The sequence below is a fragment of the Geodermatophilus sp. SYSU D00525 genome (assembly GCF_054050475.1).
Genome location: NZ_JBJGZK010000040.1, coordinates 19,384 through 38,608, shown reverse-complemented (window position 1 = coordinate 38,608; position 19,225 = coordinate 19,384). Strand labels below are relative to the sequence as shown.

Annotated in this window: 19 protein-coding genes, 1 rRNA gene and 1 pseudogene; 1 reads left to right on the top strand and 20 read right to left on the bottom strand. The window is 75.2% G+C overall.

The annotated features are described in order from the left end of the window. The 9 genes from ACI796_RS22085 to ACI796_RS22045 form a co-directional block, all read right to left on the bottom strand. Nucleotides 1-62 (bottom strand): 16S ribosomal RNA (locus ACI796_RS22085); the annotation flags it as partial. Between the two features lie 343 nt (nt 63-405). After that, complete coding sequence (gene dapB / locus ACI796_RS22080) at nt 406-1,212, bottom strand: 4-hydroxy-tetrahydrodipicolinate reductase (RefSeq protein WP_456943358.1); 807 nt, start codon at nt 1,210-1,212, stop codon at nt 406-408. Further along, complete coding sequence (locus ACI796_RS22075; RefSeq protein WP_456943357.1) at nt 1,209-1,640, bottom strand: VanZ family protein; 432 nt, start codon at nt 1,638-1,640, stop codon at nt 1,209-1,211. The genes dapB and ACI796_RS22075 overlap by 4 nt, the downstream gene beginning before the upstream one ends. A gap of 28 nt (nt 1,641-1,668) precedes the next feature. Beyond that, nucleotides 1,669-3,009 carry a M16 family metallopeptidase gene (locus tag ACI796_RS22070; protein WP_456943356.1) on the bottom strand — a complete coding sequence of 447 codons (1,341 nt, stop codon included), beginning with the start codon at nt 3,007-3,009 and terminating at the stop codon, nt 1,669-1,671. 40 nt (nt 3,010-3,049) lie between these two features. Next, a complete protein-coding gene (locus tag ACI796_RS22065; RefSeq protein ID WP_456943355.1) occupies nt 3,050-5,326 on the bottom strand; it encodes a polyribonucleotide nucleotidyltransferase in 2,277 nt (758 codons plus the stop codon). 247 nt (nt 5,327-5,573) lie between these two features. After that, nucleotides 5,574-5,843, bottom strand: coding sequence for a 30S ribosomal protein S15 (gene rpsO / locus ACI796_RS22060; RefSeq protein WP_072920360.1), 270 nt, complete (start codon nt 5,841-5,843; stop codon nt 5,574-5,576). 128 nt (nt 5,844-5,971) lie between these two features. Continuing rightward, the gene (locus ACI796_RS22055; protein ID WP_456943354.1) at nt 5,972-6,940 is read right to left on the bottom strand and encodes a bifunctional riboflavin kinase/FAD synthetase; all 969 of its coding nucleotides are present in this window, start codon (nt 6,938-6,940) and stop codon (nt 5,972-5,974) included. 32 nt (nt 6,941-6,972) lie between these two features. Then, complete coding sequence (locus tag ACI796_RS22050; protein ID WP_456943353.1) at nt 6,973-8,112, bottom strand: branched-chain amino acid aminotransferase; 1,140 nt, start codon at nt 8,110-8,112, stop codon at nt 6,973-6,975. A 119-nt stretch (nt 8,113-8,231) separates the two neighbouring features. Beyond that, complete coding sequence (locus ACI796_RS22045; protein WP_456943352.1) at nt 8,232-8,555, bottom strand: antibiotic biosynthesis monooxygenase family protein; 324 nt, start codon at nt 8,553-8,555, stop codon at nt 8,232-8,234. A gap of 72 nt (nt 8,556-8,627) precedes the next feature. On the opposite strand from ACI796_RS22045, the gene ACI796_RS22040 reads away from it, so the two are divergent. Then, complete coding sequence (locus ACI796_RS22040) at nt 8,628-9,308, top strand: HAD family hydrolase (protein ID WP_456943351.1); 681 nt, start codon at nt 8,628-8,630, stop codon at nt 9,306-9,308. On the opposite strand, the gene truB is transcribed toward ACI796_RS22040, so the two are convergent. From truB to rimP, 11 genes and pseudogenes are all read right to left on the bottom strand, one after another. After that, on the bottom strand, nt 9,305-10,225 hold the full coding sequence (gene truB / locus ACI796_RS22035) for a tRNA pseudouridine(55) synthase TruB (RefSeq protein WP_456943350.1): 921 nt from the start codon (nt 10,223-10,225) through the stop codon (nt 9,305-9,307). The two genes, ACI796_RS22040 and truB, sit on opposite strands and share 4 nt — an antisense overlap. Continuing rightward, on the bottom strand, nt 10,222-11,526 hold the full coding sequence (locus ACI796_RS22030) for an MATE family efflux transporter (RefSeq protein WP_456943349.1): 1,305 nt from the start codon (nt 11,524-11,526) through the stop codon (nt 10,222-10,224). The genes truB and ACI796_RS22030 overlap by 4 nt, the downstream gene beginning before the upstream one ends. Continuing rightward, nucleotides 11,523-12,533 carry a DHH family phosphoesterase gene (locus ACI796_RS22025; RefSeq protein ID WP_456943348.1) on the bottom strand — a complete coding sequence of 337 codons (1,011 nt, stop codon included), beginning with the start codon at nt 12,531-12,533 and terminating at the stop codon, nt 11,523-11,525. Before ACI796_RS22025 ends, ACI796_RS22030 begins: the two co-directional genes overlap by 4 nt. Before the next feature lie 4 nt (nt 12,534-12,537). Beyond that, nucleotides 12,538-12,783 carry a hypothetical protein gene (locus tag ACI796_RS22020; RefSeq protein ID WP_456943347.1) on the bottom strand — a complete coding sequence of 82 codons (246 nt, stop codon included), beginning with the start codon at nt 12,781-12,783 and terminating at the stop codon, nt 12,538-12,540. Further along, nucleotides 12,780-13,262 (bottom strand): 30S ribosome-binding factor RbfA, encoded by a 483-nt coding sequence (gene rbfA, locus ACI796_RS22015; RefSeq protein WP_456943346.1) that lies wholly within the window; start codon nt 13,260-13,262, stop codon nt 12,780-12,782. Before rbfA ends, ACI796_RS22020 begins: the two co-directional genes overlap by 4 nt. A 78-nt stretch (nt 13,263-13,340) precedes the next feature. Then, nucleotides 13,341-13,637, bottom strand: a complete 297-nt coding sequence (locus ACI796_RS22010) for a DUF503 domain-containing protein (protein WP_456943345.1) — start codon at nt 13,635-13,637, stop codon at nt 13,341-13,343. A gap of 101 nt (nt 13,638-13,738) precedes the next feature. Then, nucleotides 13,739-15,571 (bottom strand): translation initiation factor IF-2, encoded by a 1,833-nt coding sequence (gene infB / locus ACI796_RS22005; RefSeq protein ID WP_456943361.1) that lies wholly within the window; start codon nt 15,569-15,571, stop codon nt 13,739-13,741. Between the two features lie 1,029 nt (nt 15,572-16,600). Then, nucleotides 16,601-16,747, bottom strand: a pseudogene (locus ACI796_RS22000) (translation initiation factor IF-2 N-terminal domain-containing protein); the annotation flags it as partial. A 94-nt stretch (nt 16,748-16,841) separates the two neighbouring features. Then, nucleotides 16,842-17,192 carry a YlxR family protein gene (locus tag ACI796_RS21995; RefSeq protein WP_456943360.1) on the bottom strand — a complete coding sequence of 117 codons (351 nt, stop codon included), beginning with the start codon at nt 17,190-17,192 and terminating at the stop codon, nt 16,842-16,844. A gap of 41 nt (nt 17,193-17,233) precedes the next feature. Further along, a complete protein-coding gene (gene nusA, locus ACI796_RS21990; protein WP_456943344.1) occupies nt 17,234-18,367 on the bottom strand; it encodes a transcription termination factor NusA in 1,134 nt (377 codons plus the stop codon). Further along, entirely contained in the window at nt 18,364-19,008 is a 645-nt protein-coding gene (gene rimP, locus ACI796_RS21985; RefSeq protein ID WP_456943343.1) for a ribosome maturation factor RimP, read from the bottom strand. Before rimP ends, nusA begins: the two co-directional genes overlap by 4 nt. Between the last annotated feature and the right edge of the window lie 217 nt (nt 19,009-19,225).

Here is a 19,225-nt window from a genome sequence, read left to right as displayed (position 1 = left end):
ACTTGCATGTGTTAAGCACGCCGCCAGCGTTCGTCCTGAGCCAGGATCAAACTCTCCGTAGATGAATTTGCATCCGGCTGAGAACCGCGACCTGACCGATCGCGACATCCATCAACCAAAGGAACCCACAACCCGACCGGACACACCGGCCAGGCCACGGGGGTTTGTTACTTGGCACTGACTTTCGGCACGCTGTTGAGTTCTCAAGGAGCGGACGCACACCAACTCGACCCTCTCGGGCTTCCTCGGTGGCGGCTTGTCCTTCTCTGCGCCGGGCTCCGGAGTCCTGCACCGCTCGGGTGCTCCTCCGTGGCCCTCGCGGGCTCCGTCCGGCGCGAAGAGAACAGTACACGACATCTGAGGGACGTGCACACGGGGTCTCGGTCACACCCCGCGGCGGGGTGTTCAGAGGCCGAGGAAGGACTCGATCCCCACGGTCAGGCCCGGCCGGCGGCCGATCTCGCGGACGGCGAGCAGGACACCGGGCATGAAGGACGCGCGGTCGAAGGAGTCGTGCCGCAGGGTCAGCGTCTCGCCCGCCGCGCCCATGAGGACCTCCTGGTGCGCGACGAGGCCGGTGAGCCGCACGGCGTGGACCGGGATCCCCTCGACGTCGGCACCCCGGGCGCCGGGGAGCGAGTCGGTGGTCGCGTCCGGCGACGCCGACAACCCGGCCGCCCGGCGGGCGGCGGCGACGAGGCGCGCGGTGCGGACGGCGGTGCCCGACGGGGCGTCGACCTTGTTCGGGTGGTGCAGCTCCACGATCTCCGTAGAGGGGAAGAAGCGCGCCGCCTCCTGGGCGAAGCGCATGAGCAGCACCGCGCCGATGCCGAAGTTGGGGGCGATGACCACGCCCACCTCGGGCTTGGGCTGCAGCCACTCGGCGACCGTCGCCAGCTTCTGCTCGTCGAAGCCCGTCGTCCCGACGACGCAGTGGATGTTCTGGTCGATGCAGAACCGGATGTTGTCCATGACGACGTCCGGGCGGGTGAAGTCGACGACCACCTGTGCGCCGGCGTCGGCGACGTTGAACAGCCAGTCCCCCTCGTCGACCATCGCGACGAGCTCGAGGTCGTCGGCGGCGTTGACCGCCTTCACCACCTCGGTGCCCATCCGGCCGCGGGCACCGAGCACACCGACGGAGATCCGGGGCGGCTCGCCCGTGGTCGCGCCGGTCGCCTGCTGGTCGGGTGCGGGGGTGCTCGTGGTCACCGGGTCAGGCTTCCCGGCGGCCCGTCCCGATGCAAGACGGCCCCGGCAGCGGTTCCCCGGGCGGTCCGGCGCTCCCCCGCCGCCCACAGCAGCAGGCCGAGCCCGACACCGGCGGCGTCGGCGACCCAGTCGAGGACCGAGCCCGAGCGCTCCACGGGCGTGACCGCCTGGACCACCTCGCTGACCGCGCCGTAGACGAGCAGCAGCACCGCCAGCGGCCCCCGGCACGCCCCCGCCCACCGTCCGGCGAGCGCCAGCGCGAGGAACAGGGTCAGGTGGACGAGCTTGTCCACGCCCGGCGGAGCGGCGGGGACGTCGGAGGCCGGCGCGAAGAGCACGGCGAGCGACACGAGCACCGTCACCGCGAAGGCGCCGCGGGACAACGCCCCGTGCACACGGAACGCCGAGGTGGGGCTCGGGTCGGTCATCGGTCTCCGGTCGTCGGGCTGGGCGGGGTCAGAGCCGGTCGAGGTCGGACTCCCGGTAGGGCCCGACGACGGCGAGGCAGGTCTCCCGGCCCAGCAGGTCCGCGGCCACCGCGCGCACCTGCTCCTCGTCGACCGCGGCGATCCGGTCGAGCACCTCGCGCACCGGCACGTACTCCCCGTGCGACAGCTCGCTCTTGCCCAGCCGGCTCATCCGCGAACCGGTGTCCTCGAGACCGAGCACCGTCCCGCCACGCAGCTGCCCGCGGCCGCGGGTCACCTCCTCGGCGGTGAGCCCCTCGGCGGTCACCCGGGCCAGCTCCTCGCGCACCAGGCGCAGCACCTCGGGCACCCGCTTCTTGGCGCAGCCGGCGTACACGGAGAACGAGCCGGTGCCGGCGTAGGAGGTCAGCGCCGAGCCGACGCTGTAGACCAGCCCGCGCTTCTCGCGGATCTCCTGGAACAGCCGCGAGCTCATCCCGCCGCCGACCGCCGTCTCGAGGACCGCGGCGGCGTAGCGCCGCTCGTCGAAGCGGCTGAGCGCGAGGCTGCCCAGCAGCAGGTGGGTCTGCTCGGTCTTCCGGCTGACCAGCCCCGCGGGCCGCGCGGGGCGGCCGGGGACCAGTTCCTCGCCGCGGCGCAGCGGCGCCGGGGACGCCGTGCCGGACAGCCGGTCGCCGAAGACCGCCGTCACCAGGTCGAGAACCTGCTGGTGGTCCACCCGGCCGGCGGCGGTGACCACCATCGAGGGGACGGCGTAGCGCGAGCGGTACCAGCCGTCGACGTCGTCGCGGGTCAGCCCCTCGATCGACTCGACGGTGCCGAGCACCGAGCGGCCCAGCGGCGTGCCGCCGAACAGCGTCTCGGCGAACAGGTCGTGCACCAGGTCGGAGGGCTCGTCGTCGCGCATGGCGATCTCCTCGAGCACCACCGTCCGCTCGGACTCCAGGTCCTCGGCGGTGTTGAGCGCCTCGGTCACCAGGTCACCGAGCAGCGTGACCGCCAGCGGGAGGTCGCTGGCGAGCACGTTGGCGTAGTAGCAGGTGTGCTCCTTGGCGGTGAAGGCGTTCATCTCACCGCCGACGGCGTCCATCGCCGTCGCGATCTCCAGGGCGCTGCGGCTGCGGGTGCCCTTGAACAGCAGGTGCTCGAGGAAGTGCGAGGAGCCGGCGACCCGGTCGGTCTCGTCCCGGGAGCCGACGCCCACCCAGATGCCGAGGGTGGCCGAGTGGACGCCGGGCATCGTCTCGGTGAGCACGCGCAGCCCGCCGGGCAGCACCGTGCGCTCGACCCGGCCGCCGACCTCGTCGACGTCGATGACGCGGGTGACACCGACCGGGGCCGGGGCGGCGGTGAGGTCGGTGGACCCCACGCCGGCCCCGGCCCCGGTCGTCGTCGGTTCGGCGACCGTGTCAGGCCTCCGCGGGAGCGGGGGCGTCGGCCGGGGCCGCGCCGTCGCCAGCGGCGGCACCCTCGCCCTCGGCGGCCACCGGGACCAGGCTGATCTTGCCGCGGGCGTCGATGTCGGTGATCTCGACCTGCAGCTTGTCGCCGACGTTCACGACGTCCTCGACCTTGCCGATGCGCTTGCCGCCGCCCAGCTTGCTGATGTGCACCAGGCCGTCCTTGCCCGGCAGCAGCGAGACGAAGGCGCCGAACGGCGTCGTCTTGACGACGGTGCCGAGGAAGCGCTCCCCGACCTTCGGCATCTGCGGGTTGGCGATCGCGTTGATGCGGTCGACCGCGGCCTGGGCCGACGGGCCGTCGGAGGCGCCGACGTAGATCGTGCCGTCGTCCTCGATGGTGATCTCGGCGCCGGTCTCGTCCTGGATCGAGTTGATCATCTGGCCCTTGGGGCCGATGACCGCGCCGATCTTGTCGACCGGGATGCGCACCGTGGTCACGCGCGGGGCGTACGGGCTCATCTCGTCGGGGCCGTCGATGGCCTCGTTCATCACGTCGAGGATGTGCAGGCGGGCGGCGCGGGCCTGGGTCAGCGCCTGGGCGAGCACGTCGGACGGGATGCCGTCGAGCTTGGTGTCCAGCTGCAGGGCCGTGACGAAGTCCTTGGTGCCGGCGACCTTGAAGTCCATGTCACCGAAGGCGTCCTCGGCGCCGAGGATGTCGGTCAGCGCGACGTACTCGGTCTTGCCGTCGACCTCGTCGGAGACCAGGCCCATGGCGATGCCGGCGACCGGGGCGCGCAGCGGCACACCGGCGTTGAGCAGCGACAGGGTCGAGGCGCAGACCGAGCCCATCGACGTCGAGCCGTTGGAGCCCAGCGCCTCGGACACCTGCCGGATCGCGTAGGGGAACTCCTCGCGGTCGGGCAGCACCGGCAGCAGCGCGCGCTCGGCGAGCGCGCCGTGGCCGATCTCGCGGCGCTTCGGGGAACCCACGCGGCCGGTCTCGCCGGTGGAGTACGGCGGGAAGTTGTAGTTGTGCATGTAGCGCTTGCGCGTCTCGGGCGAGAGCGTGTCGAGCTGCTGCTCCATGCGGAGCATGTTCAGCGTGGTGACGCCCAGGATCTGGGTCTCGCCGCGCTCGAACAGCGCCGAGCCGTGCACCCGGGGGACGACCTCGACCTCGGCCGACAGCGGCCGGATGTCGGTGACGCCGCGGCCGTCGATGCGGACCTTGTCGCGCAGGATGCGCTGCCGGACGACCTTCTTGGTGACGGCGCGGAAGGCGGCCGACACCTCCTTCTCGCGGCCGGCGAACTGCTCGGCCAGCGAGGCGGCGACCTCGTCCTTGAGCGCGTCGGTGGCGTCGTTGCGCTCCTGCTTGCCGGCGATGGCCTGCGCCTCGGTCAGCCGCTCGAGGGCGGCGGACTCGACGGCGGCGTACACGTCGTCCTGGTAGTCCAGGAAGCGCGGGAACTCCGCGACCGGCTTGGCGGCCTTCTCGGCCAGCGCCGTCTGCGCCTCGCACAGCGCCTTGATGAAGGGCTTGGCGGCCTCGAGGCCCTGGGCGACGACCTCCTCGGTCGGCGCGGTGGCACCGCCGCGGACCAGCTCGATCGTCTTCTCGGTGGCCTCGGCCTCGACCATCATGATCGCGACGTCGCCGTCGGGGAGGACGCGGCCGGCCACGACCATGTCGAAGACGGCGTCCTCGAGCTCGGCGTGCGTGGGGAAGCCGATCCACTGGCCGCCGACCAGCGCGACGCGGGTGCCGCCGACCGGGCCGGAGAACGGCAGGCCCGACAGCTGGGTGGAGGCCGACGCGCCGTTGATGGCGAGCACGTCGTAGAGGTGCGCCGGGTCCAGCGACAGCACGGTGATGACGACCTGGACCTCGTTGCGCAGCCCCTTGGCGAAGGTGGGGCGCAGCGGGCGGTCGATGAGCCGGCAGGTGAGGATCGCGTCCTCGCTCGGGCGGCCCTCGCGGCGGAAGAACGAGCCGGGGATGCGCCCGGCGGCGTACATCCGCTCCTCGACGTCGACCGTCAGCGGGAAGAAGTCGAAGTGCTCCTTGGGCTGGCGGCCGGCCGTGGTGGCCGACAGCAGCATGGTGTCGCCCATGCTGACGACGACCGAGCCGGCGGCCTGCTTGGCCAGCCGCCCGGTCTCGAAGGTGATGCTGCGGCTGCCGTGGCTGCCGTTGTCGATGACCGCGGTGGCGGTGGTGACCCCGTCCTCGGGGTCGTACTCGGCAGCGATGCTGCCCTGGGTGGTGGGTGCGGACACGTCGTCCTCTTCCTACGTCGCATGCGGCGACGTCCTCTTCGTGGCGTCCTGCGCCGGACTGCTCCGGGGTGACCGGTCTTCGATCGAAGCCCTCGGGGGTCGTTCCCCCTCCCGTGGAGGGGCATTCCCGGGGGCCACCACCGAGGACCGGCCGGCGTCGGGGTGCGCGGGCGGGGCGCCGGGGGTCCCGTGGGGCGGGTGCCCCACGAGAGAGGGGACCGTCCCGGGCGGGACGGTCCCCTCTGGGTCAGCGGCGCAGACCGAGCCGCTCGATGAGCGAGCGGTAGCGGTTGATGTCGGTCTTCGCCAGGTAGTTCAGCAGCCGGCGACGGCGGCCGACCAGCAGCAGCAGGCCGCGCCGGCTGTGGTGGTCGTGCTTGTGCTGCTTGAGGTGCTCGGTCAGGTCGCTGATCCGGCGGGTGAGCATCGCGACCTGGACCTCGGGCGAGCCCGTGTCCTTCTCGACCGTCGCGTACTCGGTCATGATCTGCTGCTTCGTCGCGCTGTCGAGCGCCATGGGCGGGCCTCCTGGCCAGGTCGGGTGTGGCCCCCGGTCTGGGTCACGGGGGCAGGGGTGCACACGAAGCCGTGCGTACACGGCGTCAAGCACATTACCAGCGCGTCGGCGGGGGCCCGCCGCGGTGATCACCCGGTGGGGGGCAGCCCCAGGACGGCGCGGGTGCGGACGACGTCGTCGGCCATGGCCGTCACCAGCTCCTCCACCCCGCTGAAGGCGGCCATCGGCCGCAGCCGGGAGACGAACTCGACGCCGACGTGCTCGCCGTAGAGGTCGCCGGCGAAGTCGAGGACGTGGGCCTCCACGGTGCGCCGGGAGCCCTGGAAGGTGGGGTTGGTGCCCACCGAGACGGCGGCGGGCCGGCTGTCGCGGGTGCGCCCGGCGGGGTCGCGGGTGACCAGGGAGCCCGCGTAGACGCCGTCGGCGGGGATCGCGGTGAACGGCGGGCACTCGACGTTCGCCGTCGGGTAGCCGAGCTCCCGGCCGCGCCGGTCGCCGCGGACGACGACGCCGTCGACCCGGTGCGGGCGGCCCAGCGCCCGCGCCGCGCTCTCCATGTCCCCGGCGGCGACGCAGGCGCGGATGTAGGTCGAGGAGATCGTCACCTCGCCGTCGGCGGAGGCGTCGCCGGCCAGCGGGATCCCCTCGACGGCGAAACCGAACCGGCGGCCCTCCTGCGCCAGCGTGGCGACGTTCCCGGCGGCCTTGTGCCCGTAGGTGAAGTTCTCGCCGACGACGACCGCCGCGGCGTGCAGCTGCTCGACGAGCACCCCGTGCGCGAACTCCTCGGGGGTGAGCCGGCTGAACTCCGGGGTGAAGGGCAGCACGCACATGCCGTCGACGCCGAGACCGGCGACCAGCTCGGCCTTGCGGTCGAGGGAGGTGAGGATCGCCGGGTGCGAGCCGGGCCGCACCACCTCGGTCGGGTGCGGGTCGAAGGTGACCAGCACGCACGGCCGGTGCAGCGCCCGCGCGCGGGCGACCGCGGTGCCGATCAGCTGCTGGTGGCCGCGGTGCACGCCGTCGTACATGCCGACGGTGACCACCGTCCGGCCGAGGTCCGCCGGGACGTCGGCCAGCCCGCGCCAGTGCCGCACCCGCCCGCTCCCCCGCTGCGCCGCCGGGTCGCTCAGGCGACCCGGTGCAGCCAGCCGTGGGTGTCGGGCACCCGGCCGTGCTGGATGTCGAGCAGGTGCCCGCGCAGGCCCATGGTGACCGGGCCGGGCGTCCCGTCGCCGACGGTGAAGTCGCCGGTGCGCGCCTTCACCTCGCCGACCGGGGTGATGACCGCGGCGGTGCCGCAGGCGAAGGTCTCGGTGACCGTGCCGTCGGCGACGCCGGAGCGCCACTCATCGACGCTGAACTTCCGCTCGGTCACCCGCATGCCCCGCTCGCGGGCCACGGAGATCAGCGAGTCGCGGGTGATGCCGGGCAGCAGCGTGCCGGTGAGCTCGGGGGTGACCAGCTCGGCGTCGTCGCCGGAGCCGAGGACGAAGAACAGGTTCATCCCGCCCATCTCCTCGACGTAGCGCTTCTCGACCGCGTCGAGCCAGACCACCTGGTCGCAGCCGGCGGCGATGGCCTGCTCCTGGGCCAGCAGGCTGGCGGCGTAGTTGCCGGCGCACTTGACGTCGCCGGTGCCGCCGGGCGCGGCCCGGATGTAGTCCTCGGACAGGTAGACGCTCACCGGGTGCACGCCGCGCGGGAAGTACGCGCCGGCGGGGCTGGCGATGACGAGGAACAGGTACTCGTTGGCCGGGCGCACGCCGAGGAACGGCTCGGTGGCCAGCTGGTAGGGCCGCAGGTAGAGCGTCTGGTCGGGGCCGGTGGGCACCCAGTGGCGGTCGGCGTCGACGAGCGCGTCGACGGCGGCGAGGAAGGCCTCCTCGGGCACCGGCGGCATCGCCAGCCGGCGGGCGCTCCGGGCGAAGCGGGCGGCGTTGGCCTCGGGCCGGAAGGTCGCGACGCTGCCGTCGGGCTGCGCGTAGGCCTTGAGCCCCTCGAAGATCGACTGCGCGTAGTGCAGCGCGGCGGTGGCCGGGTCGACCTGCAGCGGCGCGTACGCGGTGAGCCGGGCGTCGTGCCAGCCGCGGCCGGCGGTGTAGCGGGCCACGAACATCGAGTCGGTGAAGTGGCGGCCGAAGCCGGGGTCGGCCAGCACCGCCTCGCGCTCGGCGGCCGGGCGGCGGGTCACGTCCTCCACGGTCACCGGGACGCCCTCGGTGAAGACCCGGGGCGTGGTCCTGCTGTCGGCGAGCGTGTCGGTCATGGCTCCCACCTGCGCGTGCTCCGTCTGTGGCCGGGGCGGCGTCGGGCCCGCCCCGCCGCTCACAGTAGCCCCGGGCCCGGCGGCGGCCGGGAGCCGACCGCCGCCGTCGCCCGCGCGGGTCAGGGCCGGTCGGGCGCCGAGCTCTCGACGACCTCGTAGGACCACAGGTGGTGGGAGTCGCTCGCGGCCGGGGCGAGCTCGTCGCCCCCGCCCTCGTGGGCGCGGGCGAAGTCCTGCCCGTCCTCCCAGGAGCGGTAGGCCTCCTCGCTCTCCCACCGGGTGTAGACGAGGTACTGGTCGGTGCCCTCCAGCGGTCGCAGCAGCTCGAACCACTCGAAGCCGGGGGTCTTCTCCACGGCGCCGGCGCGGCCGCGGAAGCGCTCCTCGAAGCGCTCCTGCATGTGCGGCGGCACGGTGATGGCGTTGATCTTGACGACGCTCATGGCAGGCCCCTTCCCGCCCGGGGGGACCGTCAATCCCCTGCGGCGTCCCGCGGGCCGGGCGAGGATGGCCCGATGACCCCGGCTCCGCGGCCCGGGGTGCTGTTCGACGTCGACGGCACCCTGCTGGACACCAACTACCTGCAGGTCCTCGCCTGGTGGCGGGCGTTCCGCGACACCGGGCACCCCGAGGTGTCGATGGCCGACTGCCACCGGGCGATCGGCATCGCCAGCGAGGAGCTGGTCACCCACCTCCTCGGCGAGGACGCCGACGACGCGAGCGAGGTGTCCGACGCCAAGACCCGACGCTACGAGCCGCTGCGTGAGCTGGTGACCGCCTTCCCACGCGTCGACGAGCTCCTGGCCGCGTGCCGGGAGCGGGAGCTGGCCGTGGTCCTGGCCACCAGCGGCAAGGACTCGGACCTGGAGTGGATGGTGCCGGCGATCGGCGGCGAGGACGTCGTCGACGGGGCCACCTCCTCGGCCGACGTCGAGTCGGCCAAGCCGGCGCCGGACCTGCTGCAGACCGCCGTCGACCAGCACGGCCTGGACGCCGCGCGCACCGTGGTCGTCGGGGACACCGTCTGGGACGTGCGGTCCGCGCGCGACGCCGGGCTGCCGTGCATCGCGCTGACCTGCGGCGGCATCTCCCGCGCCGAGCTGCTCGAGACCGGCGCCGACGAGGTGTACGACGACCCCGCCGACCTGCTCGAGCACCTGGACGACTCGCTGATCGGCAAGGCCGCCCGGGGCTAGGACGGAGGGAAGCCGACGGCGACCCGGGCGGTGGACCCCGCGTCCTCGACCAGCGCGACCAGCCGGCCCGCGGGGTCGACGGCGGCGGTGAGCCCGGGCCGCCCGGTCGCCGCGACCCGCTGGCCGTACCCGAGGGCGCGCGCCTCGTCGTCGGTGAGCCGCCGCTCGGGGTAGACCGCCGTCGCGGCCTCGGGGAGGGTCAGCGTCCCCGGCCCGCCGCCGGCGGCGAGCGCGGACGCGGCCTCCTCGACCGGGGCGGCCTGCGCGGTGGTGAACGGGCCGGAGGCGGTGCGGCGCAGCGCGGTGAGGTGCCCGCCGACGCCGAGCGCGGCACCGGCGTCGCGGGCGATGGCGCGGACGTACGTCCCGGCGGAGCAGGCCACGGTGACCTCGACGTCGACGAGGCCCGGCTCGGTCCGGTCGACGCGGTGCACGTCGATGCGGTGCACGGTGACCGGGCGCGGCTCGAGCACCACCTCCTCGCCGGCCCGGACGCGGTCGTAGGAGCGGCGTCCGCCGACCTTCACCGCGCTCACCGAGGAGGGCACCTGCAGCAGCGGGCCGGTCTGGGCGGCGAGCGCCGCGCGGACCGCGTCGTCGTCGAGGTGCCCGGCGGGCGTGGTGGTGAGGACCTCGCCCTCGCGGTCGTCGGTGACGGTGGTCTGCCCGAGGCGGATCGTGGCGTCGTAGACCTTGTCCGAGCCGCCGAGGTGGCCCAGCAGCCGGGTCGCCGCCCCGACGCCGAGCACGAGCAGGCCGGTGGCCATCGGGTCGAGGGTGCCGGCGTGGCCGACCCGGCGGACCGACAGCACCTTCCGGGCCCGGGCGACGACGTCGTGCGAGGTCGTCCCGCCGGGCTTGTCGACCAGCAGGATCCCCGGGGTGACGTCGGCGTCGGCGGCGCGGCGGCGGCTCATGCGCCCACGGTCGCAGGTGCGGTGAGCCACCTGTCCCCCGCCACCCGGGCGAGGACCGCGACCAGCCGCAGCGCGATGAACGCCGTCAGCCCGGTCCAGACGCCGGCCAGGCCCCAGCCCAGCGGCCCCGACAGCAGCGACAGCGGCAGGAAGCCCACCAGCGCGGCGCCGACGGTGACCGTGCGCAGGTAGGCGACGTCGCCCGCGCCCATGAGCACGCCGTCGAGGGCGAAGACCACCCCGGCCAGCGGCTGGAACCCGGCGAGGAACCACCAGACCAGCTCGGCCTGCGCCCGGACGGCGGGATCGCCGGTGAACAGCGGCACGAGCAGGTCGCGGCCGGCCAGCAGCGCGACGGCGACCAGCACGCCGGTGCCCAGGCCCCACAGGGTGACCCGGCGGGCGGTGACGCGGGCCTCGTCGGGCCGGCCGGCGCCGAGCGCGTGGCCGACCAGCGTCTGCGCGGCGATGGCGTAGGCGTCGAGCACCAGCGCCAGGAAGAGGAACAGCTGCAGCGCGATCTGGTGGGCGCCGAGCTGCGCCTGGCCGGCGCGCGCGGCGACCCCGGCGGCGACCAGGAAGGCCAGCTGCAGGACGGTGGCGCGCAGCAGCAGGTCGCGGCCGAGCACCAGCTGCGCGCGGACGGCGGCCGGCCGGAACCGCCAGTCGGCCCCCTCGCGCAGCAGCGCCCGCACGAACAGCGCCGCGGTGAGCGACTGGCCGGCGAGGTTGGCCACCGCGGAGCCGGGCAGCCCGAGGCCGGCCGGGTGCACCAGCAGCGGGCACAGGACCAGGCTGAGCAGGCTGCCGGCGAGCACGAAGCGCACCGGCCGGCGCAGGTCCTGCACGCCGCGCAGCCAGCCGTTGCCGGCCAGGGACACCAGCAGCAGCGGCGCGCCGCAGCCGGCGATGCGCAGCCACTGCTCCCCCGCCGCGGCCACCTCGCCCGGCCCGCCGGCCAGCGCGCGGGTCAGCGGCCCGGCGAGCACCTGGAACAGCAGGACGACGGCGGCACCGAGCAGCAGCGCCAGCCAGGTGGCCTGCACGCCCTCGGCGACGGCGCCGGCGCGGTCCCCCGCCCCGGCGCGGCGGGCGGCCCGCGCGGTGGTGCCGTAGGCGAGGAAGTTCAGCAGCGCGGCGGCCCAGGCCAGCAGCCCGCCGCCGACGGCGAGCCCGCCGAGGGGGACGGTGCCCAGGTTGCCGACGACCGCGGTGTCCACCAGCAGGTACAACGGCTCGGCGGCCAGCACGACCAGCGCCGGGACGGCCAGCCCCAGGACCGACGGCGACCGCTCCGTCACCGCGCCGTCGTCGCGGACGACACCTGCGCCCGGATCGCCGCCAGCGTCGCCTCGCGGTCCAGGTGCGAGGTGAACCCGGCCGCGGACCGGTGCCCGCCGCCGCCCAGCGCCATCGCGACCCGGGCGACGTCCGTGCCGCCGCGGGAGCGCAGCGACACCGCCCACGAGCCGTCGTCCTGGCCCTTGAGCACGCAGGCGACGTCGGCCTCAGCGGTGGACCGGACGACGTCGACCAACGCCTCGAGCTGCTCGCCGGGCAGGCCGTGCCGGGCGGCCTCCGCGGTGCTCGACCAGGTCCACACCAGCCCGGCGCCGACGCCGGGCTCGAGCACCGCGCGCCCGGCCACCGCCGACAGCAGCCGCAGCCAGCCGAACGGGGCGGTGCCGAACAGCCGCTGGCTGATGGCGGCGTGATCGATGCCGGTGGACAGCAGCCGGGCGGCCAGCACGTGGGTGTCCGGCCGGGTGCTGCTGAAGCGGAAGGAGCCGGTGTCGGCGGCCAGGCCGGCGTAGAGCAGCGTGGCCAGGCCGGCGTCGAGAGGGACGCCGAGCTCGTCGAGCAGGCCGGCCACGAGGACGACGGTCGCCGGGGCGGCGGGGTCCACCAGCCGCACGTCCCCGAAGCCGGGGTTGCTCGCGTGGTGGTCGACGACGACCGAGGTGCCGGCGTTCCCGAGCAGCGCGGCGAGCTCGCCCAGCCGCGCGGGCGAGGCGGCGTCGAGGCTGACGAAGACGTCCGGGGACGCGGGGACGGCGGTCGAGGGCACCAGGTCCCCGGCGCCGGGCAGCCAGCCGAGCGAGTCGGGCAGCACGGGGCGGCCGGGGAACGTGGCGGTCACCCGGGCGCCGCGGCGGCGCAGCCCCTCGGCGAGGGCCAGGGTGCTGCCCAGCGCGTCGGCGTCGGGCTGCACGTGGCCGCTGAGCACCACGGTGGCGCCCGTGTCGGCGGCCGCGGCCAGCACGGCGGCCGGGGTGCGCACGGGCACCCCGGCGGTCGGCGCGGTCACCGGGTCAGGTGTCGGGGCCGGGATCGGCCACCGGGGCTGCGTTGCGGTCCTCGGTCACCGACCCGCCCCCGGGCGCCAGCGGCGGGCCGCCGTCGTCGGGCTCGTCCGCCGCGATGGAGGGCACCTCCCCGATCTGGCCCTCGCGGCCGCCGTCGGTGGGGTCGCCGGCGTTCGGCTCGGCCCGCCCGCCGAGCTCCGAGCGGCCCTGCCCCTCCCCGGGGAGGTACGGGTCCGGGTCGTTCTCGCTCACGAGGCGCTCCTGTGCTCCGGGGCCGTGCTGACGTCGGCGTCGGAGGTCTCGTCGTCCTCCTCCTCCGGGTGCCGGTAGGGGTCGGCGTCGCCGGCGTAGGTGGCGTGCTCGCGCAGCCGGGCGAGCTCGGCGTCGGCCGAGCGGACGCGCTCGATGGCCGCGTCGAGCTCCCGCGCGGTGTCGGGGACGGCGTCGGCGACGAAGGTCAGCGTCGGCACGAACTTGATGCCGGTCTGCCGGCCCACGGTCGAGCGCAGCACGCCGGTGGCGCTGGCCAGCGCCTTGGCCGACTCGGCGGCCGCGGTGGCGTCGCCGTAGACGGTGTAGAAGACGGTGGCCTCGCGCAGGTCGCTGGTCACCCGGGCGTCGGTCACGGTGACCATGCCCAGCCGGGGGTCCTTGATCTGGGACTCGATCGCGGCGGAGACGATCTGTCGGATGCGCACCGCGAGCTTGCGGGCGCGGGCGGGGTCGGCCACGGCGGACCTCCGGGGTCTCGGGGGCGCACCCGGAGGCGCGCCCGGACGGGCGTGGGCGGCGACGCCGGGCGGTCGGCGTCAGTCGTCGGTGTCGGAGAACAGCTGCCGGTGCGTCGACAGCAGCGTCACCTCCGGCCGCTCGGCCAGCAACCGCTCGCAGGCGTCGAGGACGTCGGTCACCTGACCGGCGTCCCCCGCGACGGCGGCGACGCCGACTTGGACGCGGCGGTGCAGGTCGACGTCGCCCACCTCGGCCGCGGCCACGGCGAAGCGACGCCGCAGCTCGGCCACGATGGGCCGGACCACGGCGCGCTTGCCCTTGAGCGAGTGGACGTCGCCCAGCAGCAGGTCGGCGGTCATCGAGCCGGTGAACACCGACCGGGGACCTCCCTCTCCCTGCTGCCGGGCGATCGTCTACCCGTGGCCCCTCGCCCCACCACGAGCGTGCGGGTGGTGGGGGGCGAGGGGGTCCTTCCTCAGTCGCGCGGCTTCTCGCGGACCTCGAAGGTCTCGATGACGTCCTCGACCTTGACGTCGTTGAACGACCCCAGGCCGATACCGCACTCGTAGCCCTCGCGGACCTCGGTGACGTCGTCCTTGAAGCGGCGCAGCGACTCGACCGTCAGGTTGTCGGCGATCACCACACCGTCGCGGATGACCCGGGCCTTCGAGTTCCGGTTGATCGTGCCGCTGCGGACGATGGAGCCCGCGACGTTGCCGATGCGCGGCACCCGGAAGACCTCGCGGATCTCCGCCGTGCCGAGCTCGACCTCCTCGAACTCCGGCTTGAGCATGCCCTTGAGGGCCGCCTCGATCTCCTCGATGGCCGAGTAGAGGACCGAGTAGTACCGGACGTCGACGCCCTCGCGGTTGGCGAGCTCGGTGGCCTGCCCCTCGGCCCGGACGTTGAAGCCGATGACGATGACGTCGTCGGCCAGCGCCAGGTCGATGTCGCTCTTGCTGATCGCGCCGACGCCGCGGTGGATGACCCGCAGCGAGACGTCGTCGCTCACCTCGATCTTCATGAGCGCGTCCTCGAGCGCCTCCACGGTGCCCGAGTTGTCGCCCTTGATGATCAGGTTGAGCTGGCGGTTCTCCTTCAGCGCGGCGTCGAGGTCCTCGAGGCTGATCCGCTTGCGCATCGAGGCGTTCTGCGCGTTGCGGATGCGGGCCTGCCGCCGGTCGGCGATCTGCCGGGCGACGCGGTCCTCCTCGACCACGAGGAAGGTGTCACCGGCACGCGGCACCGAGGTGAGACCCACGACCTGCACCGGGCGGGCCGGCGTGGCCTCCTTGAGCTTGGCGCCGTGCTCGTCGAGCAACGACCGCACGCGGCCGAAGGCGTCACCGGCGACCAGCGAGTCGCCGACCCGCAGCGTGCCGCGCTGGACCAGCACCGTGGCGACGGGGCCGCGGCCCCGGTCCAGCTTGGCGTCGATGACGACGCCCTGGGCGTCCATCTCGGTGTTGGCGCGCAGGTCGAGCGCGGCGTCCGCGGTGAGCAGGATCGCCGCCAGCAGGTCGTCGAGACCCTGCCGGGTGACCGCCGAGACGTCGACGAACATCGTGTCGCCGCCGTACTCCTCGGCCACCAGCCCGTACTCGGTGAGCTGCTGGCGGATCTTGGCGGGGTTGGCCCCCTCCTTGTCCACCTTGTTCACCGCGACCACGATCGGCACCTCGGCGGCCTGGGCGTGGTTGAGCGCCTCGACCGTCTGCGGCATGACGCCGTCGTCGGCGGCGACCACCAGGACGACGATGTCGGTCACCTTCGCGCCACGGGCACGCATCGCGGTGAACGACTCGTGACCCGGGGTGTCGATGAAGGTGATCGCCCGGTCCTGGCCGTCCAGCTCGGTGGCGATCTGGTACGCGCCGATGTGCTGGGTGATGCCGCCGGCCTCCCGCGCCACCACGTTGGTGTTGCGGACGGCGTCGAGCAGCTTCGTCTTGCCGTGGTCGACGTGACCCATGACGGTGACGACCGGCGGACGGGTCTCCCAGTCCTCCTCGTCGCCCTCGTCACCGAAGGTCAGGTCGAAGGTCTCGAGGAGCTCGCGGTCCTCGTCCTCCGGGCTGACGACCTCGATGTTCCAGCCGATCTCGGCACCGAGCAGCTGCAGGGTGTCCTCGTTCACCGACTGCGTCGCGGTGACCATCTCGCCCAGGTGGAACAGGGCGGTCACCAGCGCGGCCGGCTGGGCGCCGATGCGCTCGGCCAGGTCGGTCAGCGAGGCGCCGCGGGGCAGCCGGACGGTCTGCCCGTTGCCGCGGGGCAGGCTGACGCCGCCCATGTTGGGCGCCGCCATCTGGTCGAACTCCTGGCGCCGCTGCTTCTTGCTCTTGCGCCCGCGGACCGGACCGCGGCCACCCGGACGCCCGAAGGCACCCGCGGTGCCCGCACCGGAGCCACCGCGGCCACGGCCGCGGCCACCGCCGCCGCCGCCACGGAAGCCGCCGCCGGCCGGCGCACCGGCACCGGGGCCACCGCCGCCGGGACGGAAACCGCCACCGCCGCCGGGACCGCCCGGACGGCCGCGGCCACCGGGGGCGCCGGGACGACCGGCACCGGCCGGACGCGGCGGCATCATGCCCGGGTTCGGCCGGGGCGGCATCATGCCCGGGTTCGGCCGGGGACCACCCGGACCGGCCGCGGGACGCGGACCGCCCGCACCGGGACCCGGACGGGGGCCACCCGGACGGGGACCACCGGCGCCGGGCGCGGGGCGCGGACCGCCGGCGGCGGGACCCGGACGCGGGCCGCCCGCCGCCGGACCCGGACGCGGGCCACCGGCAGCCGGACCCGGACGCGGGGTGCTGCTGAAGGGGTTGTTGCCCGGCCGCGGGGCCGGACGCGGACCCGGCCGCGGGCCGGCACCCGGCGCGCCGGGAGCGGCACCGCCGGGACGGGCCCCACCGGGAGCCGCCGGGCGCGGGGCACCCGGGCGCGCGGGACCGGGGACCGGGCCGCCGGCCGGACGCGGGCCGGGCGTCGGCGCACCCGGGCGCGGGGCACCCGGCGCGGCCGGGCGCGGACCCGAGGGCGCGGCCGGCTGCTGCGTCGGCGCGCTGGCGGCCGGGGCCTGGGGCGCGGCCGGACGCGGGCCGGGCGTCGGCGCACCCGGACGCGGGGCACCGGGACGCGGACCCGGCGTCGGACCGGCCGACGGCGCGGGCGCGGACGGGGCCGCGGGGGCCTGCGGCGCACGCGCGGCGGGCGACGGCGCGGGGGCCGGCGCGGCCGGCGAGGGCGCCGCCGGGCGCGGGGCGGCCGGACGGGCGGGGGCACCGCCGCCGTTGCCGCCGCCGGCGTTGCCGCCGGTGGACGCGCCGAGGGCCTCCCGGAGCCGCCGGGCCACGGGGGCCTCGACGGTCGAGGAGGCGGACTTCACGAACTCGCCCTGCTCCTTGAGCTTGGCGAGCACGGTCTTGCTGTCGACCCCGAACTCCTTGGCGAGTTCGTGGACGCGGGCTTTGCCTGGCACGGATCTCCTCTTGTGAGGCCGGCGGCTCGCCCGCGCGACCTCGTCGTCAGTGGTGCATGGTCTGGCTTGTCATCGTGGGGACTTCACGGCTGACTCATCCGACGACGTCCTGCTCTCTACGTGCGGACCGGCCGGTTGCCGGTCCGTCTGTGGGAAGTGCGGTCTGTCGTTCGTCCGCTGTCGCCCGTCCGGGGCCCGGGTCCCCCGGCGCGGGGGCGCCGAGGACGTGGGCCCGGAGCGGACCGGCCTCCACCGCGGCACCGCGCGGGAGGCGCAGTGCCCGGGAGAAGGCCCGGCGTCGCTCCGCTGCGTGGAGGCACTCCGGGGTGGGGTGCACGGAGGCGCCCCGGCCGGGGAGCCGCCGTCGCGGATCGGGCACGAGGGTCCCGGACCGGAGGACGACACGCAGCAGGTCGGTGACCGGAGCGCGCTCCCGGCAGCCCACACAGGCGCGCACCGGGATCGACGTTTCGGCCACCCGTCACTCTAGCGCGCTGCAGGACCCCGTTGTTCCGGACGTCGCGGACCGGACCGCAGCCCGCCCCCAGCGGGGGACGGCCGCCCGCCGGGGGCGCCGGCGCGGACCGGCGGCGGGCCCGAGCGCAGCGGCGGGCGCCCCACCCCGGGCGAGGGGGTGGCGTCGTCGGGCCGGGCGTCGCTGCGGATGTCGATCCGGCAGCCGGTGAGCCGGGCGGCGAGGCGGGCGTTCTGCCCCTCCTTGCCGATCGCCAGCGACAGCTGGAAGTCCGGGACGACGACGCGCACCGCCTTGGCCTTCGGGTCGACCAGCGTGGCGCTGCTCACCCGGGCCGGGCTGAGCGCCGAGGCCACGAACGTGGCCGGGTCGTCGGACCAGTCGACGATGTCGATCTTCTCGCCGTGCAGCTCGCTCATGACGTTGCGCACCCGCTGCCCCATCGGGCCGATGCAGGCGCCCTTGGCGTTGAGCCCCGGCACCGAGGTGCGGACGGCGATCTTCGAGCGGTGCCCGGCCTCCCGCGCGACGGCGACGATCTCGACGCTGCCGTCGGCGATCTCGGGGACCTCCAGGGCGAACAGCTTGCGCACCAGGTTCGGGTGGGTGCGCGAGACGGTCACCTGCGGCCCGCGGTGGGTGCGGGCCACGGAGACGACGTAGGCGCGCAGCCGGCTGCCGTGCGGGTAGCTCTCGCCGGGCACCTGCTCGGCGGCGGGCAGGACCGCCTCGACCTTGCCGATGTCGACCAGGACCGCGCCCTGGGCGTTGCGGCGCGCGTCGGCCTGGACGACGCCGCTGACGATGTCGCCCTCCTTGCCGGCGTACTCGCCGAAGGTCTGCTCGTGCTCGGCGTCGCGCAGCCGCTGGACGATGACCTGCTTGGCGGTGCTGGCCGCGATGCGGCCGAAGTCGCTCGGGGTGTCGTCCCACTCGCGCACGACCTCGCCGTCGGGGCCGAGCTCCTGCGCGAGCACCGCGACCTCGCCGGTCTTGCGGTCGACGTGCACCCGCACGTGCTTGGCCGCGCCGTCGGCGTGGCGGTACGCGGTCACGAGCGCCGTCTCGAGGGCCTCGATGACCGTCTCGACGGGGATGCCCTTCTCCCGCTCGACCGCCTTGAGAGCGGTCACGTCGATGTTCACTGTCCTCCTCCGTCGTCGTCGCCCTCGTCGTCGTCCGCGTCGAGCACGTCGTCCGGCTGGTCCGGGTCCTCCGCCAGGTCCTCCGCCGCGTCGTCCCTGCCCGGGCGGCCGAACTCGACCTGCACCCGGCCGGCGCCGAGCTCGGCCCAGGGCACCTGGCGGGCCGTCGGCGGCCGCTTGCGGGCACCGGGCTTGGCCTTCGGCTCGACGGCGAGGGTCACGCCCTCGCCGTCGACGGCGGTGACCCGGCCGGTGACCTGCTCGGCCGCCCCGGCCGGTCCGACGGTCACGGTGACCAGCCGGCCGGTGTTGCGCCGCCAGTGCCGCGGCTCGGTGAGCGGCCGGTCGACGCCGGGGCTGGTCACCTCGAGCACGTAGGGGGCGCGGCCGAGGTCGCCGTCGTTCTCGTCGAGGACCGCCGAGACCGCCCGGCTGACCTCCGCGACGTCGTCGAGGGACACGCCCTCGTCCCGGTCGACCACCACGCGGACGACGCTGCGCCGGCCGGCGGGGGTGACCACCAGCTCCTCGAGGTCGTAGCCGGCGGCACCGACCACGGGCTCGATCCAGCCGGCCAGCCGTGTGGCGGCCGGGTCCTGCCGCGACCCTGCGGCCGGGTCCTGCCGTCCTCTCGCGGACACGGGCTCCCTCCCCTCCTGCAACCGGTCGGAGCTCGTGCTCGGCGGACCGCACCGTCCGGGGCCGCGCCCGGTGGCGCGGGCTCGCGCAGCACCGGCCGCGGCGTACCCGGGGAGTCGTCAGGTTACCGCTCCGCCGCGCGCCGGGGCCCGGCCGCTCGGGCGGGTGACCTGCCTGAGGTCCCGACGCGCCCGGACGCCGTCCGGGCGGGCGGGGCGG

Coding starts and splice junctions, on each gene's coding strand:
- ACI796_RS22075 (WP_456943357.1), bottom strand. CDS start 1,640: ATGACCGACCCGAGCCCCACCTCGGCGTTCCGTGTGCACGGGGCGTTG.
- rpsO (WP_072920360.1), bottom strand. CDS start 5,843: ATGGCGCTCGACAGCGCGACGAAGCAGCAGATCATGACCGAGTACGCG.
- ACI796_RS22050 (WP_456943353.1), bottom strand. CDS start 8,112: ATGACCGACACGCTCGCCGACAGCAGGACCACGCCCCGGGTCTTCACC.
- ACI796_RS22045 (WP_456943352.1), bottom strand. CDS start 8,555: ATGAGCGTCGTCAAGATCAACGCCATCACCGTGCCGCCGCACATGCAG.
- ACI796_RS22040 (WP_456943351.1), top strand. CDS start 8,628: ATGACCCCGGCTCCGCGGCCCGGGGTGCTGTTCGACGTCGACGGCACC.
- truB (WP_456943350.1), bottom strand. CDS start 10,225: ATGAGCCGCCGCCGCGCCGCCGACGCCGACGTCACCCCGGGGATCCTG.
- infB (WP_456943361.1), bottom strand. CDS start 15,571: ATGGCGGCGCCCAACATGGGCGGCGTCAGCCTGCCCCGCGGCAACGGG.